Source organism: Pseudomonas rhizozeae (genome assembly GCF_031583775.1).
Lineage (GTDB): Bacteria > Pseudomonadota > Gammaproteobacteria > Pseudomonadales > Pseudomonadaceae > Aquipseudomonas.
The window spans coordinates 157,916-177,456 of the sequence record NZ_JAVLSB010000053.1 but is presented as its reverse complement, the minus strand read 5'-3'; the positions used below and the strand labels follow the sequence as shown (position 1 = coordinate 177,456).

At 53.9% G+C, this 19,541-nt stretch carries 17 protein-coding genes and 1 pseudogene; 7 read left to right on the top strand and 11 right to left on the bottom strand.

From position 1 onward, the window contains the following. Nucleotides 1-199: 199 nt before the first annotated feature. The 3 genes from RG836_RS19175 to RG836_RS19165 all read right to left on the bottom strand — a co-directional run bounded on the left by RG836_RS19175 (nucleotide 200) and on the right by RG836_RS19165 (nucleotide 3,024). Nucleotides 200-379 (bottom strand): ubiquitination-like system serine protease family protein, encoded by a 180-nt coding sequence (locus RG836_RS19175; protein ID WP_310848477.1) that lies wholly within the window; start codon nucleotides 377-379, stop codon nucleotides 200-202. 162 nt (nucleotides 380-541) lie between these two features. After that, nucleotides 542-1,918, bottom strand: coding sequence for a ThiF family adenylyltransferase (locus RG836_RS19170; RefSeq protein WP_310848458.1), 1,377 nt, complete (start codon nucleotides 1,916-1,918; stop codon nucleotides 542-544). Beyond that, a complete protein-coding gene (locus RG836_RS19165; RefSeq protein WP_310848456.1) occupies nucleotides 1,915-3,024 on the bottom strand; it encodes a multiubiquitin domain-containing protein in 1,110 nt (369 codons plus the stop codon). Before RG836_RS19165 ends, RG836_RS19170 begins: the two co-directional genes overlap by 4 nt. Nucleotides 3,025-3,168: 144 nt before the next feature. On the opposite strand from RG836_RS19165, the gene RG836_RS19160 reads away from it, so the two are divergent. Then, nucleotides 3,169-3,492: a helix-turn-helix domain-containing protein gene (locus RG836_RS19160; RefSeq protein ID WP_079301519.1), complete on the top strand. Its 324-nt coding sequence runs from the start codon at nucleotides 3,169-3,171 to the stop codon at nucleotides 3,490-3,492. Between the two features lie 2 nt (nucleotides 3,493-3,494). Continuing rightward, nucleotides 3,495-4,355: an ImmA/IrrE family metallo-endopeptidase gene (locus RG836_RS19155; RefSeq protein WP_310848453.1), complete on the top strand. Its 861-nt coding sequence runs from the start codon at nucleotides 3,495-3,497 to the stop codon at nucleotides 4,353-4,355. 69 nt (nucleotides 4,356-4,424) lie between these two features. Here the strand turns inward: RG836_RS19155 and RG836_RS19150 are convergent, their stop codons facing one another. From RG836_RS19150 to RG836_RS19140, 3 genes are all read right to left on the bottom strand, one after another. Continuing rightward, the gene (locus RG836_RS19150) at nucleotides 4,425-6,095 is read right to left on the bottom strand and encodes an ATP-dependent nuclease (RefSeq protein WP_310848451.1); all 1,671 of its coding nucleotides are present in this window, start codon (nucleotides 6,093-6,095) and stop codon (nucleotides 4,425-4,427) included. 406 nt (nucleotides 6,096-6,501) lie between these two features. After that, a complete protein-coding gene (locus RG836_RS19145; RefSeq protein WP_310848449.1) occupies nucleotides 6,502-7,233 on the bottom strand; it encodes an HNH endonuclease family protein in 732 nt (243 codons plus the stop codon). Continuing rightward, nucleotides 7,233-8,582 (bottom strand): AAA family ATPase, encoded by a 1,350-nt coding sequence (locus RG836_RS19140; protein ID WP_310848447.1) that lies wholly within the window; start codon nucleotides 8,580-8,582, stop codon nucleotides 7,233-7,235. Before RG836_RS19140 ends, RG836_RS19145 begins: the two co-directional genes overlap by 1 nt. A 1,456-nt stretch (nucleotides 8,583-10,038) precedes the next feature. Here RG836_RS19140 and RG836_RS19135 point away from each other — a divergent pair. Then, the gene (locus RG836_RS19135) at nucleotides 10,039-10,362 is read left to right on the top strand and encodes a helix-turn-helix domain-containing protein (RefSeq protein WP_310848445.1); all 324 of its coding nucleotides are present in this window, start codon (nucleotides 10,039-10,041) and stop codon (nucleotides 10,360-10,362) included. 291 nt (nucleotides 10,363-10,653) lie between these two features. Here RG836_RS19135 and RG836_RS19130 read toward each other — a convergent pair whose 3' ends face one another. From RG836_RS19130 to RG836_RS19110, 5 genes are all read right to left on the bottom strand, one after another. After that, nucleotides 10,654-11,082 carry a TetR family transcriptional regulator gene (locus RG836_RS19130; RefSeq protein WP_310848444.1) on the bottom strand — a complete coding sequence of 143 codons (429 nt, stop codon included), beginning with the start codon at nucleotides 11,080-11,082 and terminating at the stop codon, nucleotides 10,654-10,656. Next, entirely contained in the window at nucleotides 11,079-12,968 is a 1,890-nt protein-coding gene (locus RG836_RS19125; protein WP_310848442.1) for a site-specific integrase, read from the bottom strand. Before RG836_RS19125 ends, RG836_RS19130 begins: the two co-directional genes overlap by 4 nt. Continuing rightward, nucleotides 12,965-14,641: a hypothetical protein gene (locus tag RG836_RS19120; protein ID WP_310848440.1), complete on the bottom strand. Its 1,677-nt coding sequence runs from the start codon at nucleotides 14,639-14,641 to the stop codon at nucleotides 12,965-12,967. The genes RG836_RS19125 and RG836_RS19120 overlap by 4 nt, the downstream gene beginning before the upstream one ends. Further along, the gene (locus RG836_RS19115; RefSeq protein ID WP_310848438.1) at nucleotides 14,641-15,789 is read right to left on the bottom strand and encodes a tyrosine-type recombinase/integrase; all 1,149 of its coding nucleotides are present in this window, start codon (nucleotides 15,787-15,789) and stop codon (nucleotides 14,641-14,643) included. The genes RG836_RS19120 and RG836_RS19115 overlap by 1 nt, the downstream gene beginning before the upstream one ends. Nucleotides 15,790-15,954: 165 nt before the next feature. Continuing rightward, entirely contained in the window at nucleotides 15,955-16,452 is a 498-nt protein-coding gene (locus RG836_RS19110) for a DUF6231 family protein (protein ID WP_310848436.1), read from the bottom strand. A 192-nt stretch (nucleotides 16,453-16,644) separates the two neighbouring features. Here RG836_RS19110 and RG836_RS19105 point away from each other — a divergent pair, with 192 nt between their 5' ends. The 4 genes and pseudogenes from RG836_RS19105 to RG836_RS19090 all read left to right on the top strand — a co-directional run bounded on the left by RG836_RS19105 (nucleotide 16,645) and on the right by RG836_RS19090 (nucleotide 19,345). After that, a complete protein-coding gene (locus RG836_RS19105) occupies nucleotides 16,645-17,340 on the top strand; it encodes a PA1041 family peptidoglycan-binding anchor lipoprotein (protein ID WP_310848435.1) in 696 nt (231 codons plus the stop codon). 92 nt (nucleotides 17,341-17,432) lie between these two features. Beyond that, nucleotides 17,433-18,158, top strand: coding sequence for a PA1041 family peptidoglycan-binding anchor lipoprotein (locus tag RG836_RS19100; RefSeq protein ID WP_310848433.1), 726 nt, complete (start codon nucleotides 17,433-17,435; stop codon nucleotides 18,156-18,158). A 165-nt stretch (nucleotides 18,159-18,323) separates the two neighbouring features. Continuing rightward, nucleotides 18,324-18,602 carry a DUF1145 domain-containing protein gene (locus RG836_RS19095; protein WP_310848431.1) on the top strand — a complete coding sequence of 93 codons (279 nt, stop codon included), beginning with the start codon at nucleotides 18,324-18,326 and terminating at the stop codon, nucleotides 18,600-18,602. Further along, a pseudogene (locus RG836_RS19090) lies at nucleotides 18,595-19,345 on the top strand (collagen-like protein). Before RG836_RS19095 ends, RG836_RS19090 begins: the two are co-directional and overlap by 8 nt. Nucleotides 19,346-19,541 lie beyond the last annotated feature (196 nt).

Below are 19,541 nucleotides of genomic sequence, written 5' to 3'. Positions count from 1 at the left end.
CCCATATCTTCCCGGGATGTATAAGAATCTGGCCGGTTGTCGTTACCATCAATAAGATGCACGAGTGTGTCCGTTCCAAAATGAACAAGCTGTGCATTTCCTTTATTTGAGTGGTATGTAGGGCTTGAGTGTTCTAACTTTCATCTTGCGACAAAGTCAAATCGCTACTGTTTCTAAACCACTCTCATTTAAAAACTCACTACACCCACTGGATACGCCCCTTCCTTAGCCAAAAGTGTGAACGGCAGCCACTGTTCCGCCACACAGACGGTTGAAGAGACGGGAGGCCTGAGGCGTTAACGCTGTAGTCCCACCGTGGCTTTGCTTCGTCGATGACGAGCAATTCAATGGTGTGCCCGCAGCCGCAGGGGCATTGCATGCCTATGCACCAGTCCTCTTGCCCGTCCTGAGCAAGAACAATCGACCGGATCGGCATTCGTGCCGGGAGGACATCCCCTTGGACGACGATCAATCGTCTTGGGGGGAGAAATCGCTCGATCTTGAGCACAAACCTTCGGACGAGCGTTTTGAGAAGGCTCATTTAGGGTGCTCCCAGGTCCGGTAGCCCCAAAAGCGGTTCCTCACCGCCTAGCGCGAGCTGAGGATTGGCTTGTTTTTCAAACGAGCTCTCCGTTTCGAACTCCTCCAGGCAGCCGGACAGTGAGAACGTCGTCTGGGCATAGTTCACATTGCTCTCTTCACGAAACGGGAAGGCGCGGGCGATGAATTCATTCACGCAGGCACTTGCGGCTCGCATGTTCAAAGTGATCACCGACGGCGCCTCTTCTTGAATGCCTGCAATGTAACCGCGTGCGACTTGATCCCGGTGGGCATCCGCATCTGTGTTCAATAGGGCTTCTGCATAGAGTGATTCTGGAGTGAAGATTCTGCGGTCCCTCAGTGTGGACCCGCCGGGTTTGACATAGTCCACACGCCCTTGAACATCATGAATCTTGCGCAAGCCCGCAGGTGACAGCCGGGTAGGGATTTTCACGCCAACGTCAAACAGAGGAATCAGGAAGCTCGATGCCATAAGGTCGCAGACCATTCGGCCTTGGTGTGTATCAACACAGCTGAATAGTACATCAGCATCGGCTACCGCCAGTACAGCTTCCCTTGAAAAAATGGAGGCGTTAATTGGTTGTGCAATGTCAGTACCACGAATACGCCGGATCACATCGGCGAACATATCGACCTTCGCGCGTCGAGATTTCGCGTCCACGATTGTGGAGTTAAGTATCCGGTTCAGATTTTTTTCCTCGACATGGTCGTGGTCGACCAAGATGATTTTTTTGAACCCAAGCCGGGTCAATTGCTCTGCAACTATTGACCCAGTACCGGATACGCCGATCACTGCCGCAGTTAACTGGCTGAGCGCTGCCGACATGTCGGACGTGAACGCCATCGTCGGTTTCCCTATTGCAGATTGCGCCGGCCAGTACTGAATGTCGTCACCAGGCACTGTGACCATTGCGATCTCCTCGACGGTACAGTCCGAATGATATACCCGGGCACGCATCGCGCCTCCGGGGACCATTATTGCAGAGCCATGGAGCGTCTCTACGCCCTGTCTGAGCGAGACCATGGTGCTGGCATCGCTTGCATCATCCACCCAGGAAAAGTCGAACAGACCGCCCGGGTGCGAGTGAACCAAGATGATTGAAAGCGATTGCGGGGATGCATCATCGATGGCCATCTCCAGGTATTCGCCAGGCCAAGTGATGGTGTCAGGTGTGCGGACCGAGCATTCGTTATGTGGCACCAAAATGAGTTTCTTCGAAAGAAGCTTTAGATCAGTGCCAGGGGAGCGCGTACAGATCAAAATGGCTGCGGCTTCCTTTCCATCGCCCGGGAACAAATGTTCCCGGAGCGAGGTATGGATTACGTCAGTTAGCACGAGTCGAGATTGTGCTGTCACAGTCCCACCTCCTTAAGCAGGCAACCTTCTGCCATTGCCAACTGAGTGACTACGTTGTCACTGACAGGACTCCAGGGACGGTGACGCGACCAACCCTGGAACGTGACGCCGTCGAGTGTGCCCACAATTTCGGTCGAAGGTATGCCAGCACCGTTGGCGAGACGAACGGATGGGTAGACATAGAACATGTCCAGCATGGTGGATGGGTAACCCTCAGGAATGTTCAGTGCCAGTTGTACAGTCTGCTCGGAGAAACCTGGAGGCAAGGAGTATCCCTGGATCACCAGCCAGCGCCCATTTTCTTTGGTTACCTGGGTTTCCCAGCGATGACCAACAGCATCCAAATACTGTTCGTCACGCGGAAGCAATTTGAAGTCGCGGCGAAGTGGCGGCGCAGCCTCTCCATTGGATACATCTTTTTGAGTCAAGCGGAGCTTCTCGATGCCAGGCGCCCGCAGGTCGATGCTGTCGCTGACGGTCAGCGATTGTTTGGGCATATCTTTGACCATGAGGAAGACTTGCCAGATCAGGTTGGGGTCCAAGCCGGCCTTCAACATTGCCTCGCGAACAGGTACGGTCGGAGTGCTGAATTCGTACACCTCGCCTTGGATGTTCAGCTTCCAGATGGCCTTTCGAGTAATGAAACGTTCTACTCCCGGGTTGTCCAAGTCAATGAAGTGGGTATCTTCGACCTCTAAATCTGCTTCGTCCTCGCGTTCTAGCAGCAAAAGTTTATTTGGTGCCACATCCGCGAGGGTGCGAATTGCGTGGCCAGAAATGTGTCTGCACGGCCACTCGATACGGGCACCATCCACAGCCAGCAAGTATTTACGATCAGACTCAACCACGATAAAGCGGTTGGTCTTGTGGGTTATTTCCGCATTTTCCTCTGGACGGATATCTTCCAGAGCTCCCGATGGCAGTACTCGCAGCACTACTGGAATCTGATCTGGCTTAAAGCCGGCAGCTGCGGCGATCTGAGCGCCCGTCGGCGTAAGGTCATCGAGTCGAACTTGGCGATATTGCAGATCTTGGTCAGCCACCTCGATTGTAGAACCTTGGCATTCAGACGGTTTTTGACGTTCAAATGTGTGATCGTTAATCATGTTGCGTTCTCCATAATGGTATTTAATCGTTCGGTGTACCGAACGCAGGAGAATTATTACCTGCTATCTTTATGCCTGTCAACAGGTACGATGGCGTTCGGTGTAGTGGTATATTTGATGAACCAAAATGAGAGGTGAAATGTCGTGGCATCCTTCCTAGGCCAAAAAATCAATGAAAGGCGTCGAGAGTTAGGTATGTCGCTGGACCGCCTTGCAACTGAGACTGAATCCAGCAAAAGCTATCTCTGGGAGCTCGAGAACCGGGACAAACCAAACCCGTCAGCTGACAAGGTCTCGAAGATTGCCGCAGTGCTCGGTGTGACTGCGCAATACCTTATGGACGAGGAGTCGGGTTCCCCTGATCAGTCAGTGCGGGACGAGGCGTTTTTTCGGAAATACAAACAGTTGAAAGACGAAGACAAAGCCAAGCTCGAAGCCTTTCTAGACGTGTTCCGGAAGGGTTCCTAACAGTGGACGGCACGCCAACGTTCCATGCAAACAATGTCTTGGAAAATGTCCGGCATGCCGTCTCCAAGGACTTCCTGTTCCCCATTGACGTCAAGACGGTTGCGTTAGAGATCTATGGTTCGATATTTTCGGACCCTATAACGGATGTGAAACCCTGTGCATTGCCTGGCTTTGAAGGGCTGCTCGTACGAAATTTGGCTGGCTCTAAATGGATGATTGCCTACAACGATCAGCTCGAATCACCGGGGAGGATTAGATTTACTTTGGCTCACGAGTTTGGCCATTACCTGATGCATCGAAGCGGGCGTGATGAGTTCAAATGCTCTCAAAACTCAGCTTCGAGCACCGACGCTTTGGAACGTGAAATCGAAGCGGAAGCCGACTCGTTTTCCTCAGCGTTGCTGATGCCCGCTGATGACTTTCGGCAGCAAATCGACTCTCAACGGTTTTCAGTTGACCTGCTGATGCACTGCGCAAATCGGTACGGGGTCAGTCTTACCGCGGCAGCGCTGAAATGGCGGGATTTGGCGAGAGGCCGGGTGATCGTGGTTGCCGCCAAAGATGGATTCCTGGACTGGGCATCGTCGAACAAGGCTGCGTTTCGCTCAGGCGCTTATTTTGCTACAAAAAGGGAAACTATAGAGGTCCCACCAGGATCGCTACTTCAGAACTCCTTATGGACGCCAAGTGGTCATGCTGGAGCATTTCCAGCAAAAGCTTGGTTTCCTCAGGAGCCAGATGACATGATCTTGGAAGAGCACGCGTTTGTAGTAGAGGGCAAGGGATTCTGCTATACGCTCGGAATTTTGCTGCTGCCGGAAATAGGCGCCCCACGCTTAATATCAGGCGAGGAGGCAACGTAACGCTTACCACGATCAATGGCGAAACGGAGTTACGCTAGCCGTCCAGACTTCAAAACGGTGCATGTGTTTTTACACGCGCTGGGCTGAAAGCGCCGGGTAGACGTTGTCCGCAATGGGATCAACAGGAACCACAACGGCGTTCGGCGTGTGCCCCGGATTCCAGCGTCTTATAAACTCACATAACTCCTGTATGCGTAGCTTCAAGTCGAGCACACTGTAGTCTTGTGCATGGCTGGCTACATAATGGGTTGCGACCTTTACCTTGTTCGCTGTCTTGATCTTCCTAGCCCTAGGTTTTTTATATTCCAGCAGATTGGACCAGGTGCTTTTCTCTGCGATCTTGGCTGCCGAGGGATGTACCTCCTTGATGATCGCTTCAAGTTTGTCCATGTTTAGATAGTTTTCTACTTCACGACCCTTGGTAACCCAAGCGTACCGCTCTTTGCTTGAGCTGAATTCGGAGATGATCCGTTTCTTTGTGGTGTTGATTCGCTTGTAGGGACTGTCCTTGTCACTGTCGAGCAGGATCGCTGAGTGACGGTTTAAAGTGGTCAGGCTGATTAGATCACTTAGGTTGTGATCGTCGTCATCTTCAGCAGTCAGGTGGCTGAGTAGGCGGCCCCCGTAGAACATGACCGAGTAGTGTGTGCCTTCTAGCAATTCCGGGGCGATGCCCTTAATCCAGTGGTTTAAATAATAGCGGTCGGACGGCCCCTCTACCCAGATGACACAGTTGGCCTGAAGAATGTCTGATGCCATGTATCCCATGCGGTCTAGGACTGCTCCTAGGTCCGGTTTGCAGTCAATATAGGTGCCGTAGCTTTGGAAGATTTTCAGTTTGTCTTTTGTCGCGATATTAATCAGGGCAGCTGAGTGGGTGCTGATGAAAAGTTGCTGATTTTTCTCTGTCCTAGCGATATTGATCAGGCTATTCATCAGGTAACGTATTAGAGTTGGATGCAAATGGATTTCCGGCTCTTCGATTAGACAGATGCTTTCGTTTGGACAGGTCCTTAGCCAAGCTACAATCGCGGCGAAGTTTTTCCACCCCGAAGGGAGCCACTGGCCATGCAATTGGTTGGACATCTTATGGTCATCGTCTAACCATACATTCAATAGACCGTTTTCAGCAGCTTGAAGAGAGCTGCGATTCAGCAGGTCCTTTGCCATTGGTCCGCGTGGTTTGATCGCCAAGCCTTGGAGATGCTCACGAATTGCATTGAGCTCATCCACGAACTTCGTGTCAAACATATCTTCCGGGTGAGAGCCGTTACGGTACTTAATGTTTTCAAACGTAAAAAATCTGGGTATGGGGCTGTTTGGTGCATGCTTGTAAAGATCGCCTTCATTTAAGTATGCAGATTCGTTGCCATTGCGCCAAAACTGGTAGCAGCCTACGTACTCCGCTCCGTCCAGTTCATCATCTAGGGGAGCACAGAAGCGGTAGACAAGTCTGTCACCGCCCTCGAATTCAATCTCGAAGGCTGGTGGGGTTCCATTCGGTGGATTCTCTCTTGGGAGCGAAGCGAGTACTTCTGGAAAGGCCACTGCCCGAATCATATCGATGACCGTCGATTTGCCACCACCGTTTTCGCCGATCAAGATATTTATCTCCCCTGGCTCGATGGGTTTCGATTGCGTTAGGGCGGTTGGTAGATCCATCCAGCCGCTGCATGACGATTTCTTTTCAGGCGTATTGAGCGCCCGAATTCCAGAAAACCAGATACGGGTAATCTTCATGAATGGAGTGGGACTCTAGAGGTGATTGAAAGGTATCGGCTGTTTGTTCTATATACCCGAACCGGCGATTTAGTGAGCTAACCGTCGACTTAATGAGTCTTTCGTTAAATTATGTTGTGTTCTAGTATGCCCGATCTTGAGGCAGAAACAATAAATTGACTAGGGTTATTGCGGGTGAGTAATTGCACAGGCTTGCCCACCCATTTTGCATTCGTTCTGACCACCGAGTGCATCAGATTTGACTAGCACGCTTTGTTGCCGTGATCGGCACCCGAAGCTGACGTTAGCGAGAAGCAGTAGTCGGCCAGCAGCGACCGATCACGCTTTACCAGTTGTTGGGGGTAAAAGGCTTTTCGTGGGTAGCGTGATTTACCTATTGATTTCTATTAACAAAAGATAATAAAACCTAAAGCCACCCTTGAACATTATGAGTCTGAATAAGGCCTGCCACATCTGCTCCCAAAACTGATGGTCCGTTGGGAAGTTGGGCTGTGGTTACTAGCCAATTTAGTACGGCGCTAAATGGAAAATCTTTAGCTGCTAATCGAATCTCGTTGGCTTTGTTAGGGTCGTTTACATGGACGCTATCGTATTCTTTAAGGAGTGCCAATAGGCAGACAAATGCTTGTCTTCTGCCAAGTGGAAGATTCCTGGAGGACGCCGTATCATTTAAACCAAAAACTTTTATTGATTCAGCTCCCTTTACTCCGAGAGAAATGTACTCTCCTGTAGTTGGCAGTAACCCAAGGTGTAGCTCGGGATGATCTACTGTAGGGTCGATCAGCAGTGGCGAGCCCGCTGCATCAATAGGAAATAATTTCCGTTTTAAATTGCTGTTACAGAAACTGCAAGCTAAAAGGTAGTTTTCCCAGAGAAACGCCCGTTCAGGATAATCTGCTTTAGGCCAAAAATGGTCTATATCAGTTCCGAAACTATCCTCACAATACATACAACGGCTTCGCCCAGAAGCCATACCTTCAAGCTTCCTCCTTATTTCTGAAAATGCCACGCCAGGTTTATTATCCCAGCTTTTCTCAGCCCGAGCTTTAGGGTTCTGAGCTGCCAAAATTCGATTAGTAACCCTACCTAGGCTCCTAATAGTATTTGTCGTGAGTATCGGTCTGATCAGGCGGCGCATTACCCATTGCCCCCTAAAATTGCTCGTAATTTTAGGTCGGCTAGAGTACCCATATCGTTTCCGATATAATCCTTGAGCATTTCATATTTTGCAATATCTGCTTCAGTAGCCATATTTCGTATGACTTTAGCTTCGAGGGTAGCAATTTCCTGGCGCAGCTCCTCAGCGCGCTCGGAGTGCGCATGTTCCAAACCAAATAAATCCGTCATGACGGCGTCGTCGGCTCCACCATTCACGACGGCACTCCATGTACCCTCACTTATATGTTCAATATTTCTCGAATCACCAGGCGCCGGAAGACGTATAATTCCATTACTACTCGCCGCTTGACAGATAAAAGGGCTGTGGGTGGTAACTAGAAACTGTATCAGTGGAAAAGTTTCTGTTAGCCAAAATCCTATTTTTTGTTGCCATGCCACATGCAAGTGCGCATCTACTTCATCAATTATAACAACCCCGGGAAGATTACAGATTGACTTTCCGGAAGCATCCTTAGATATTTCTAGTGATCCGTAGGCTTCGTATAATCGTCTCAATATGTCGACAACTAAAGCGGCTACAGTCCTATAACCATCGCTAACTTCTTCGAGTGGCAATTCCACGCCATCACGCAGGATCCATAATCCATCGGAGTTGACTTTTTTTATTACGCTTCCGTCAGGAAGTAATCCCTCACCTAAGATGTCAAGAACTGTGGACTTTAGACCTTCTGCACCGGCTCTCTTTTCGAGACTACGATGATGAAGCTGCTTTAACCAATCAATGGCATCTGAAAGCGTTGCAGTTTCATTGAAAAGATTCACAAGCCGAGCAAGAACAGGATCGCCGCTTAGTTTAATTACTTCAGCTGGGGGAGGACCAAGATGGCGGTAAGGGCCATACCCCGCAATGAACCATCCTCTTGGGGTATCTTTCCATGGACCTCTATCGGGAATTTTCTGACGAGTCTTGGGCTCTTTTATCATCCAGCGATCGAGAAAGTCACTTGATTGACTGGTCCATGTCCCGTAGTGAGATGAAGTCCATTGAAGGCCTACCCAAAACGGATCTTTTGTGGTTCTACCGCCAGGTTGAAAGCTATCTCTCTTGTCGCCTTCTAAGCGAACGGCTACGGTACCTACTTTTTTACCAGCGCGGACCCACCCCGTAAACGTTCCTGCTAGAGATCTGGACGCCAATGGGCCGATAACCGAAAGGGCGATTGATTTAAGAAGGGTGCTTTTACCGGCCCCGTTTCTTCCTACGAAAACAGTCCATCCAGCGTAGCTACCATCTGCATGGGCCAAAGACACACTTTGGGTCCCCTTGAAGCTTCGGAGGTCCGTGATTTCAATTTCAGTGATATACATTGATTACTGTTTCCAAAATAGTACCTATGAATCTTACCTACTTTCGTAGACGTATCGAATGGCTATCATTGGTTTCGTTTGTACGAATACGTTATCGAGCAGGTTCGTGGGTCTGAATCGGAAAAAATCGCACTCCTAGGTATTCACTAGCGACGTACCTCTAAGGAAGTCGAGCTTAATGCTCAGTGTGAAGCCTGTCGAACGGCCACTTTAGGTTGAAAGTAGATCTGGATCTGAGATCCACTTATGGCCGCGATCAGATGAAATCGACCCATTGCGTACATCATCGAGGATCGCTGAGTCGGCCGATAGGTGCCTGTCGCGATGGGCTGCAATCCACTTAGAATTTACAGTCGTCCTCGACCCGAAACTTTGGCCTGAACGTCAGCATATGCAAACAAGAGGTCATCGCTGCGGTCAACTAAACGTAAATTTAGCGATATCTAGCAAAATTCGCTAGGCATCGCTAGACCTTCCTATATTTCGTTGGTCAGGTCGGCCACTAGCCTTTCCCCCGATCGCTTATGGCTGTATGCCGCCACCGTCAGCCTTGGGTCGATATCTGACCTCTGCGACAGGTGGTGTCCACCTTTTTGGCGAACGCATTTCGAACGAACTGCAACAAGCCTAATGCCCGAACGGCAGGATTATTGGAGTCGACGGAAATGGGAGTGGTGACAACATTGGAAAATCTGATCACCTTCCCGAGTTGTGTTCTGAAATGGATTGCTGCTCTCAGTGATCGTTTTCAGACCAGAATTTTCCATTGGTAACGTAGGGGGCGAAATCTACGTCACCCGCATGGGCGTTTTTGTGCACAACCGTAACTGTGCCACAGCTGCCTTTTTCACACTAGGCTTCGGTCTGCCGGACTGGATTGAGCGGGTATTACTAAAACTATTCATGCGTCTAATACCACGCATCAAAAATCTGAAGGCTACGGTCCATCGTCCTCCCGTGTTGGAAATACCATCACACTGTATTCCCTTGAGGCATCTGGCTGGGCCTCAGGGAAATAGAAATGGCGGCCATCATGGAGGGTATACCGCAGTGAGGTCCCATCCTGACTTCGAGCGATTTCCAGCAATGTATCCATGTGCCAGTCACCGGTGCCGTTGAGCCACCCAGGTGACACCAACTGTACCGACCTCACTTGGATTCCCGCTTCCGTTAGCTCCAGAAGGGACGTTAGCGCTTGCAAGCTATCCACGAACACCACGTCGTGGAACTCTAGGCCGTCCTCGCATCTGACTATCGTTGTATGAAACCAAGGTGACATCAGATGTAGTTGAACAAAATGCCAACCTTGGTGGCCAGGCTCCAGCATTACTTGAGAGCCTTTCACTTCTGCCTGACTATTGGTTATGAACACGGCGAACCCTCGACATGAGCAGTATAGATTGTAGTCATATACTGTTCGAAAGCGCCTTATCGTTCCTTTTGCAGGGCATGCAAAGTGGAATTGAAAAGTGCTGCCGGGACAGTTCTTTGGTGGCTTAGTGTGAAGCAAGGCCGGACGCAGGAGGACTTTTCCACCCTCAGCAGTCGGACTTACATCAGCACAATGGAGCGAGGACTGTACGCTCCGACTATCGAGAAGCTCGACAACATTGCTGCTGTGCTCGGTACGCACCCCAAAACGTTGATGGTCGGTAGCTACGCCCTAAAGGATAATCGATCTGTTGCGAAGGTCCTTGAGGATGTCATTGGAGAGATTGAGCGTCTTGAGGTCGCCGAGGGCGTCTCGAAACTACGCAAGCGTTACCCCAAAACCGAGTAAACGCTAGAGACTTGGAAACACTCGAGTAATGACTTTAAAGCGCTATATATCACTTCGTCGGATCGGTGCATTGTATCGACGCAGGGATGGTTTTCAGGTGGCGATCAAACGCAGGACACTTACGGGGGCCAGGCAGGCCAAAATCCTGTAAGCCTAATTTTTGCACTGTAAACCACCGTGGTTAACAAGGAACCAAAGTGGTTTACACGGAGTAATATAGGCTTCGGTTACTAAGGATATGACCTTTCCCTCGACGCAAAAGGGTGCGAATGCATGCTATGCAAAATCGACCTATCCATGCGGCTTCCTTGAAGTGAACTCGACCACCTTAGGGTCATTCAGCTTTGCTTTGAGCACACGGTTATCGTACATCAGCACCTCGTTGATGGATGCGAGATTGGCGACCTTGGCCCGCAATTCTTCGATCTCCTGTCGGTACGCAACGGACTTCTTGCGTTCCGTAATCAAGTCTTGTTGTTTCACATCACGCATGGCGCGACTGGAACGACCTTGAACCTCCCGGATCGCTTCGGCAATTCGTGGGTAGTGGTTGTGAATCAGCGCTGTCGATACGCCCGCTTCACGGGCGACTGCTGCGATAGTAACCTTGGATTCTCCAGTGCGGGTACGACCCTTCTGGATGCGGAGAAGGGCGAGCTTCAGATCCTTTTCGCGATCCTCAGCAGGCTTGTAGTTGGCCACCTTGTCCTTGAGTTTCATGCGATTAAAGTCTCCGGGTCCATTCCCAACTGTACCAGTACGTCGCGGCAGCGATTCAGGTCGCGCTCAATGCGTTGGCGGCCGCCCTCGCCAATGTCCTTGCAATGCAGCAGCCCTTTCAGATCATCATAGAGTCGTTGGTAGATGGCCGCGTGGCTGCGTCCGATGACGGCATGGTTGCAGGTGCCGCATCGCGTTCGTTCAAGGGTGTTGCCGACGCAATCGTCATTGTCCGCCGTGCACCAGGCATGGCCGTTGCTGCGAATTGCGGTGCTCTCGGCAATAGATTTCAGCATCGAGGTGTGATCCTTGAAGATCAATAAGTTTTGCGGCTCCCGCTGCCACTGCTTGAGCGCGTTGCCATAGCCCCCGGCCAAGGGATCGTCACCTAGCCAGTTGTCCGTGACACCGAGTTTTATGTCCTCCAACTCACCTTGAATATCGGCGTACAGTTCTAGGTCCAGATTCCGTCCCCAGCTATCGTCCATGGCGTAGCCCAAGGTCATGTCTAACGACCAGTGTGCGTAATGCTCCTTGAGGTAGCGCAGGTCGCCGAAGCGGCTGTGCGCGGCGTAGTTGGCGAACTTGCGGCGGAACTGATGGCTAGAAAGTTTCCAACTCAGACCGCAATCCTTCGCGAACTCCTTAAAAAGTAGATTCCAAGTTTTGTTGCAAAGCGTGCGTGCCTGGTTAGTTGTTAGATTTAGGCCGATAAAGAGCGCATGGCGATGCTTCTGTGCCTCCACGATCTGTGGATCAAATGGATTGGCGCGGCGCCGCTGCATGATTTCGGCGGCTAGCATGGCCTGATAGGGCGCGCTCCAGCGTTCCATCAGGCGCAGTGCGCGCACAGCCGCTTCGGGGATCATCCAGTCATGCATACCTGCATCGGTTTTTTCCGACCGAGAGCGCATCCAGTGGTAAATGGTGCCCTCATCGTCCTCGGTACGGTGGTGTGCGCCTGACTGTAGGTTGCTCAGCTCATGGTTGCGACAGCCGGAGGTGCTGGCTACGACGATGTAACAAGAAGTCCGTAGATCGGATAGCGCCTTTTTGAGTTTCCTCAGACCGCCCTCCCAACCAAGGGCGTCAAGTTGGAGATTCTTGGCAACGTTGAGGGTGCTGGCAGGTTGGCCCTTTCTATCAGTCTTTAGAGCATCCAGTGCATCGCGGAGGTCAAGCAGTTGATGACCGCGTTCAACTTGCTGGTAGGCTCGCTCGAACAGAATGCAGAACACGTCATCGGGAATCAGTAGTGTTTTGCTGCCGTCTCTGAGTCCACTGCCCGTGCGGCCTGCCAGTGCCTTCGCGGAAGTCTCGGGCCATGGATGCTTCGGCATCCGGTCATCGGTGTATTGACTGAGTTCATGGAGCGCTTCGACGGCTTGGAATCGGGATTCCATTCCACTTTTCGAAAGTGGCTTCCCCTTAGATCGAATGGTATGGCGGTCCTCTTTGCAGATGTTCACATATGCCCGGCAGATCATGGGCGTCGCCGCGCCAATGTGATCGAGCTTAAGCGCCTCCAAGTGGCGTAAGAATGGAACTGCATTTAGGAATAAACTTTTCATCGAGCCGCCCTTAGGCCTTACGCCCCTGCTGCGCCCCCGTCGTAGGTAAAGGTACATAATCGCCTTCATCACCTCTTGAAACGCAGGCGGTACGGTGCTGAAGTCCAGCCGCTTCTTGCTCATTTCCACGTTGTTGGCGAAACCGACGAGATGCCAAATAGTATCGCCGTAGCGGCTGAGGGTGACCCACTTTTCATCGACCTGAGTGCTGCTAACAATTAGGGCATCGCGTTCAGTTTCGGGAAGCCCACACACATCGCCAGGCTGGGCTGCAAAGGAGTCACAAGTTGTTGCCGCCAAGGTTTTTTCGCTCATGCAAAGACTTCCAGGCTGTCAATCAGATCAACCGACCAGAACGGATGTGGTAGGGTGCGGGCACGCTCACGGGATGCCTCTACGACGGCTGCCTTGAACGTGCCGCGACGAAGACCCTCGGCAACGATGTAGTGGTCGATCAAACGGGGGATGTGGGCGTACGTTCGTGCCCAGCGCCGTTTTTCCATTCGAGAGCGCTCGGTTAGCACGCGGAAGTAGAAGCTGAACAGCTTGTACAGGTCATCTGCGGTCACCGCGTAGTGACTGCACCGCAGGCAGTTTATGAAGTTCATGCAGGTCGCGCCCTCACGCTTCGGGGCGTACTGGCCGCTCACCGGGTCGGCGCAGCGGCCCATGGGGGTATCCTTGTAGGTCGCTCCAATGGCCTGGGTTAGCAACTCCTGCACCAGTACCTCACCCATAAACTGCCAGTTGCGTCGGGCGACTTCGCCGGGCGCCAAGTAATTTTGGTCGGCTACCCGAGGGGTATTGCCGAGGGCCGCGGCGGTTGTCACCAAGTCGCCATCGGCCAACTCGAAGATGCGGTTGGCGAATGTCTTGCGCAGACGAGAGATGTTAATGCGTAGTGGCTTTCCGCAGCTGTCGGTCAGGTTATAGCGAGCTACAAGACTGGTTACTGCCCATACCAACGATGATGCATTCAACGCATGGATTTCGCCGGCATTTTTCCCGGCGCGAGTGCGATACAGCCACACGCGGCCCTTGAGATCGACCGGTGCCTCTGCATCCAGAGGCGCGGTTAGAGTCATCACGCGACGGATCAACCGTTCCACGTTGGTTCTCACGCTCGGCGTGGATTCCAAAAGGCGTTCGGCGTCTGACTCAGCGCGGAGGGCCACCTTGCTGGAGTTATAGCCGCGCCGCTTCCATAGCACCAGGAACACCGTATTGTCCTTGGGGTGCGGGCGCAGGCAATCGCGACACATTTCCAGCAGCGGTGTGTTATTGCGTCCAGTGTGCAGTGCCACGATCAGCAGGATAACGCTTAAGAGTTCACCGGTCACAGGTGCGTCGTCGTCCCAGATCGGCTTGATTGCCTGCCGCAGCGCCACCGTTAACGCTTGCTGCTCGCGTTTGGACAGCGCCTTCTCGCCCTTGGCTTTGCGGTTGCTTTTCGGAAAGGGATTATTCGGGAAGGTGGCCGCATCACCGGACGTGACCAAGTGGATCAGCCCACGCCGCCCCAAGGGGAGCAGTACGGACTTGGTCTTCATGTAGGAGGCTTTCTGAGTTGTAGTTGTCATTCCTAACCCAGCGAGGTGGCCGAGATAACCGTCGATCAGGTCTCGGTTTACATCGGCCAAAGCCAATTCTCGGCCAAATGCCGTTGCCCGCAACATGCAGTAATTGAGAAAGCTGCGCAGCGCGTTGCAGTTGGCAGTCACTGTGCTAGTTGCAACCACAGCTTCCCCATCTGAGAGGAAGCGCTCGATCTGACGCTGGCAGGCATAGGTGATGGGGTCGATGCCAGCGCCATACCAGCGGGCAAAATCGAAGCTACGGCTGGTGGTAGCGTTCCGCTTGAACTTGATTGTGGTGTGACTCGGCGGGATGACCTCGGGCAGAATGACCACATTGCCTGCCATGTCGTGGCTGTACTCGATTTGCGGGACGCTGAGGTCGGTCTTTGCATATACCTTGCGCTTTCCCATTAGCCCGCCTCCGCCAATGCGTTCAACTCATCGTCATAGGCCAGCACCGCTTGGTCGGCCATTTCGTTGACCAGATGCAGGTACACCATGGTTGTCTGAATCGAACTGTGGCCGAGTTGCCGCTGGACAAACACCAGTGGGTCCAGCCCGCTCGTAGGGTTACGCTGAAGGCTGACCAGAGTTTGGGTGGCGTAAGTATGCCGTAGCATGTGCGTATGGACCTTGATTCCAGCTTGCTTACCAGTCTCGCTGATGATCCGGTTTAGACTCTTGCCGTTGTCTCCATAAGGTTCCCCGGACTTATTGAGGAACAATGCCTTTTGCGGGGTCTTGCTCAGCGAGGCACGCTCGCCGCGCACCTTCGTCACATAGCGATACAGATCGGCCATGAATTGGCGACTAACTCGAATATCTCGCCGCTTGCTGCCTTTGGTCACCATGCCGCTGCCGTCAAACGGATCGAGCTGAATGCGCAGGTTGCGTTCGGTTTTTCCAGCCTTGTCCGGGTCGAACACATAGACCAGCGGGAAGGCAGCTATTTCCTCGCGGCGCAGACCCGTATACAGCGCTAAGCGCATCATCATCCGATGATGGGGGTTCTCCGCTGCGGTCAGGAGCAATTTGATCTCGGCCATGCTCAGAAACTTGGGCAAGATCTTGTAGGTACGGGGCATTACATCGTTTGCCATGGCCTTTCCGCCACTGGCATCTACATGCGCAAGGAAGCTCGCTTCACGCTTTACCTTGCGTTCTTCATAGGTGAAGGGCACACGTTTCACCCACCCCTCGTTGAGGGCGTACTTGTAGAACTTGCAGATGTAAGTCAAGCGCTGGCGAGTGGTGTTCTGTGTCAGTTTGCACGTTGTCAGGCAATAGTCCCGATAAGCTGCCACCAGACTCTTCGCCTCGCCACGATCAACGTCGTGCCAGTCCAACTCATGGGCTTGGAGGAAGCTGAAGAAATCGTAAAGAGCGCGCCCAGTACTGGGCCAGGAACGATTGGACCCGATCTCCCCGCGAAGCAAGTAAGTGCGAAAGAACTGATTGGCGGGGACGCAACTCTCCATCGAGTCCCACAGAAGAATGGGGAACCCCGGGTAAGGTTGCCCATCAATCACAAAATCTTGAGTTGCCCTCACAAGCTCCATCAACCATCCCCTGCATTGACCAGACTCCCAATCCCTTAGTTCTGCTTTTGCAGATTTAGGGGCTATTAGATCGCCCCTTAATCACCAACTCAGGCTATGAGGTCGTAAGGGGCTGCCATCTAATACAATGGGGATCTAACGGTTGCAAGGTGTCAGATCATTGCGTTACCACCAATATTTCCCGAAGTTTTCCGGATTGGCCCAGAACCTTGAGTTGAGCCAGTCGGGGACTTGTTTGTAGTCGAGCAAATCGTAAGTGAACAGGGTCAGTACCTGTTCGTCACGCTGGAATCGTTCGCTGGCTTGCAAGGCCAGGGAGAAGAAATCGGTCTCCTGCCAGCCGCAGGCCGGCAAATCCGCCAGCACCGCGATGCGGCTGGCATTGAGGTTACGGATCCCGCCTAACAGGTTCAGACCGTCGCGCTTGGGCAAATGTTCGAGGCAGTCGACGGCCAGGGCCAGATCGAAACGCCGGCCCGCCAGTTCCGCCGAGAGCGCGCCGGGGGCGGCATGGGCGACGCAGGTGTCCGGGTGCGCCAGCTTGAAGGCCTCAAGCGCGGGGAACTCGCTGGCGCCGACCAGCAGCAGATTCTGCGGAGCATAGCGGTCGAGCAGGGCAGCCAGGGCCTGCTGCGGTGTGCGGGGAGAAATACCGGCAATCATCGAAAGTCCTCAATCAGAACCGCAAAGACTAGCCTGCCGCAACGCTCGGGCCTAGCGCGTTATTAAGAGAACGACGGCGATCTTCCGTGAACATTGGGCAAAACAACGATGGCCTATTGCTGGCGGAGATTAAAACTCGGGTCTTTACTCCCTGAATCGGTTTTAAGCCGATCCCTCAGGAGAGAAAACTAGATGAGCATAGTTCGGACAGCATTACCCTTGGTTCTGCTAACCAGTGTGTTGACTGGTTGCGCAGGTTTGCAGAAAACCGACTGGCCGACCTGTGCGGCGGTCGGTGGTGTCGTCGGTGCAGGTCTCGGTGCAACGGAAAGTTCATCGTGGGCCGGCGGTGGTGCCTTGGTGGTCGGTGGCCTGGCGGCGGCTTATTGCTGGGTGCACGGCGATGGCGACGAAGACGGTGATGGCGTGCCGGACAGTCGCGACAAGTGCCCGGGTACACCGAAAGGCGTGCAGGTCGACGCAGACGGTTGCCCACCACCCGTGCCTGCGCCTGTGGTCGAGGAAGTGGTTGTCGTCAGGGAAGAAACCATCGTCATCCGCGATGTGCACTTCCAGTTCGACTCCGCCAAGCTGACCGCTGCCGATAAAGACAAACTCAATACCGTCGCAACCCGTCTGAAGCAGGAAGCCGCTACAGCCCGACTGACCGTGACCGGTCACACCGACAGCGTGGGCAGTGATGCCTACAACAAAAAACTGTCGGATCGTCGCGCGCACTCGGTGGTCGAGTACCTGATCGAGGATGGCGTACCGCGCGGCAGTTTCGTGTCGGTGACCGGTGCCGGCGAAAGCCAACCTGTGGCGGACAACAAAACCGCCGACGGTCGCGCGCAGAACCGTCGTACCGAAATCAAAATCGAGCGTTGATCGTCCCCCCGCATCCGCGGCTTGTGCAGTCGCGGATGCGGGTCTTTACTCCAGAATGACCGGTATGGGCCGGTCCTTCAGGAGCATTCACAATGAGCGTTCTTTCAAGAACCGCTTTACCGGTTGTGCTGCTAGGCAGTTTGTTGTCCGGTTGCGCGACACACAGCGACGGCACCGCTCCCCTCAATCAACGTACCTGGCCAATTTGCAGCCTGGTTGGCGGACTCGTCGGTGGAGGCCTGGGCGCTCTCCAGAGCACCGGCTGGGCCGCGGGTGGCGCGGCGCTTGGTCTGTTGACCGGAGGTCTGGTCTGTTACGCCCAGGATGGCGATGAAGACGACGACGGCGTGTTCGACCGCCGCGACCGTTGCCCCGACACGCCCGCCAATACCCCGGTCGAACACCACGGTTGTCCGCTGCCGCAGTACCCGCCCAGCGTCAAACCGGTGGAAGCTCCAGTAGTTGCCGCCGAAGTCATCACCCTCAGCGATGCCGGCAATGTCCTGTTCGACTTCGACAAGTCCGACCTCAAACCCGCTGCCCGCGAGAAACTCGATGGGCTGATGGACAAGCTGCGTAATGCCGACGTGGTCAGCATTAAGGTGATCGGCCACACCGACAGCCAGGGCACCGAAGCCTATAACCAGGCGCTGTCGGAGCGTCGCGCCAGTAGCGTGGCGGCCTATCTGCTGCAGCAGGGCCTGGCGCCGAGCAAACTCACCAGCGAAGGTCGCGGTGAAAGCCAGCCCTTGGCCGACAACGACACCGAAGAGGGCCGCGCGGAGAACCGTCGCGTGGAATTGCACATCAATCGCTAGGCAGGATGTCGAAGAACCGCGAGTTAGAGCTGCCGACCGCCGGTCTATATCGGCCGGCGGCCGCTCGGGCTCCCGAAGATGAATTTTGCGCTGACCTCTGGCTTATCGCGCCGGTATCCCGTTAAGGTGCGCGCAAAGAAAGAATAATTCTTATCGGGGGAGCGTATGAAGGTGTTTTGGGGGCTGGGGCGCGTGCTGACCCTGCTGTTCTGGCTGGTGGTGCTGTTGAATCTGTTTGTACCGTTGGTCAATCCGTTGCACCTGCTGATCAATCTGGCCGGCAGCCTGTTATTTTTCACCCATCTCCTGGAAATGTTGCTGTTCAACGGCAGCCTCCGTGGCCGCTCCCATCCATGGCGCGACCGTTTGTACATCCTCATCGTCGGCATCTTTCACCTGCAAACCATCCCGGCCCCGGCCGTTCCGGAGGCTTCTCATGCGTAAACTCTGTCTGCTTGCCGCGTTCATCAGCCCCTGGGCCTGTGCCCAAGTGGTGAATGTCGAAACCCATTCGCTGATGCGCCTGCCGAACACCGCCAGCACCCTGCAACTGGAGAAGCTGGAAGTCGCCGACTACGGCACCTTGCTGATCCCGTCGAACGTCACCGAGCTGACCGTCGGTGAGTTGCACCTGGGCCGTGATGCGCGCATTGCCATTGTGCCAAGCGAAAAGCCGCTGGAGCTGAAAGTCAGCCGCGCCGAGTTGTCCAGCGGCAGTCAGATCACCGCACGCGGTGCGCCGGGCACTTACCTCAAGGCTGCGCGCTCGGGACGTAACCTGAACGTACGCATCGAAACCCTGAATGCCGCCGAACTGCTGGTGGATGCGCGGGGTGGCGCCGGGTTATGTCGGCCTCGACGGCGCAAATGGCGAAGCGCCGGGTTGCACTTGGGGGCAAGCCGGGCGCGGCGCCGATGGCAGCAACGGCAGCGACGGCCAGCCCGGCGCACCGGGAGCGATCGTGCGTCTGGAAGTGCCGCATGATTTCCCGGTCGAGCAGATCAAGGTGCAAGTCGCCGGCGGTGCCGGTGGCGCGGCGGGCCCTGGTGGCAAACCGGGGGCGGGTGGCAAGTCCAAGGGTTGCATCGTCTACCGCGCCGACGGCGGCAAAGGCGGCCGGCCCGGTGTCGACGGCCAGCCCGGACCTGCTGGCGCCGATGGCGCCGTTACTGTTCAGCGGTTGTAACCTTTGCACGACCCCTGTGGCGAGGGAGATTGCTCCCGCTGAGTGCGCAGCACTCCCTTCGATCTTCGGAGTTGAAGGATCTTGGGGGCTGCTGCGCAGCCCAGCGGGAGCAAGCTCCCTCGCCACAAAAGCTCGATAGTCACAAAAAAGCACTGGCCACAAAGGCTCACTTGCCACAAAGTTCACTCGCCTCGAT

Excerpts from the sequence above, each read along its gene's own strand:
- RG836_RS19130 (WP_310848444.1), bottom strand. The coding sequence starts at position 11,082 with ATGAAACTCAAGGACAAGGTGGCCAACTACAAGCCTGCTGAGGATCGC.
- RG836_RS19125 (WP_310848442.1), bottom strand. The coding sequence starts at position 12,968 with ATGAGCGAAAAAACCTTGGCGGCAACAACTTGTGACTCCTTTGCAGCC.
- RG836_RS19150 (WP_310848451.1), bottom strand. The coding sequence starts at position 6,095 with ATGAAGATTACCCGTATCTGGTTTTCTGGAATTCGGGCGCTCAATACG.
- RG836_RS19100 (WP_310848433.1), top strand. The coding sequence starts at position 17,433 with ATGAGCGTTCTTTCAAGAACCGCTTTACCGGTTGTGCTGCTAGGCAGT.
- RG836_RS19110 (WP_310848436.1), bottom strand. The coding sequence starts at position 16,452 with ATGATTGCCGGTATTTCTCCCCGCACACCGCAGCAGGCCCTGGCTGCC.
- RG836_RS19165 (WP_310848456.1), bottom strand. The coding sequence starts at position 3,024 with ATGATTAACGATCACACATTTGAACGTCAAAAACCGTCTGAATGCCAA.
- RG836_RS19140 (WP_310848447.1), bottom strand. The coding sequence starts at position 8,582 with ATGTATATCACTGAAATTGAAATCACGGACCTCCGAAGCTTCAAGGGG.
- RG836_RS19145 (WP_310848449.1), bottom strand. The coding sequence starts at position 7,233 with ATGCGCCGCCTGATCAGACCGATACTCACGACAAATACTATTAGGAGC.
- RG836_RS19115 (WP_310848438.1), bottom strand. The coding sequence starts at position 15,789 with ATGGAGCTTGTGAGGGCAACTCAAGATTTTGTGATTGATGGGCAACCT.
- RG836_RS19105 (WP_310848435.1), top strand. The coding sequence starts at position 16,645 with ATGAGCATAGTTCGGACAGCATTACCCTTGGTTCTGCTAACCAGTGTG.
- RG836_RS19175 (WP_310848477.1), bottom strand. The coding sequence starts at position 379 with ATGCAATGCCCCTGCGGCTGCGGGCACACCATTGAATTGCTCGTCATC.
- RG836_RS19095 (WP_310848431.1), top strand. The coding sequence starts at position 18,324 with ATGAAGGTGTTTTGGGGGCTGGGGCGCGTGCTGACCCTGCTGTTCTGG.
- RG836_RS19120 (WP_310848440.1), bottom strand. The coding sequence starts at position 14,641 with ATGGGAAAGCGCAAGGTATATGCAAAGACCGACCTCAGCGTCCCGCAA.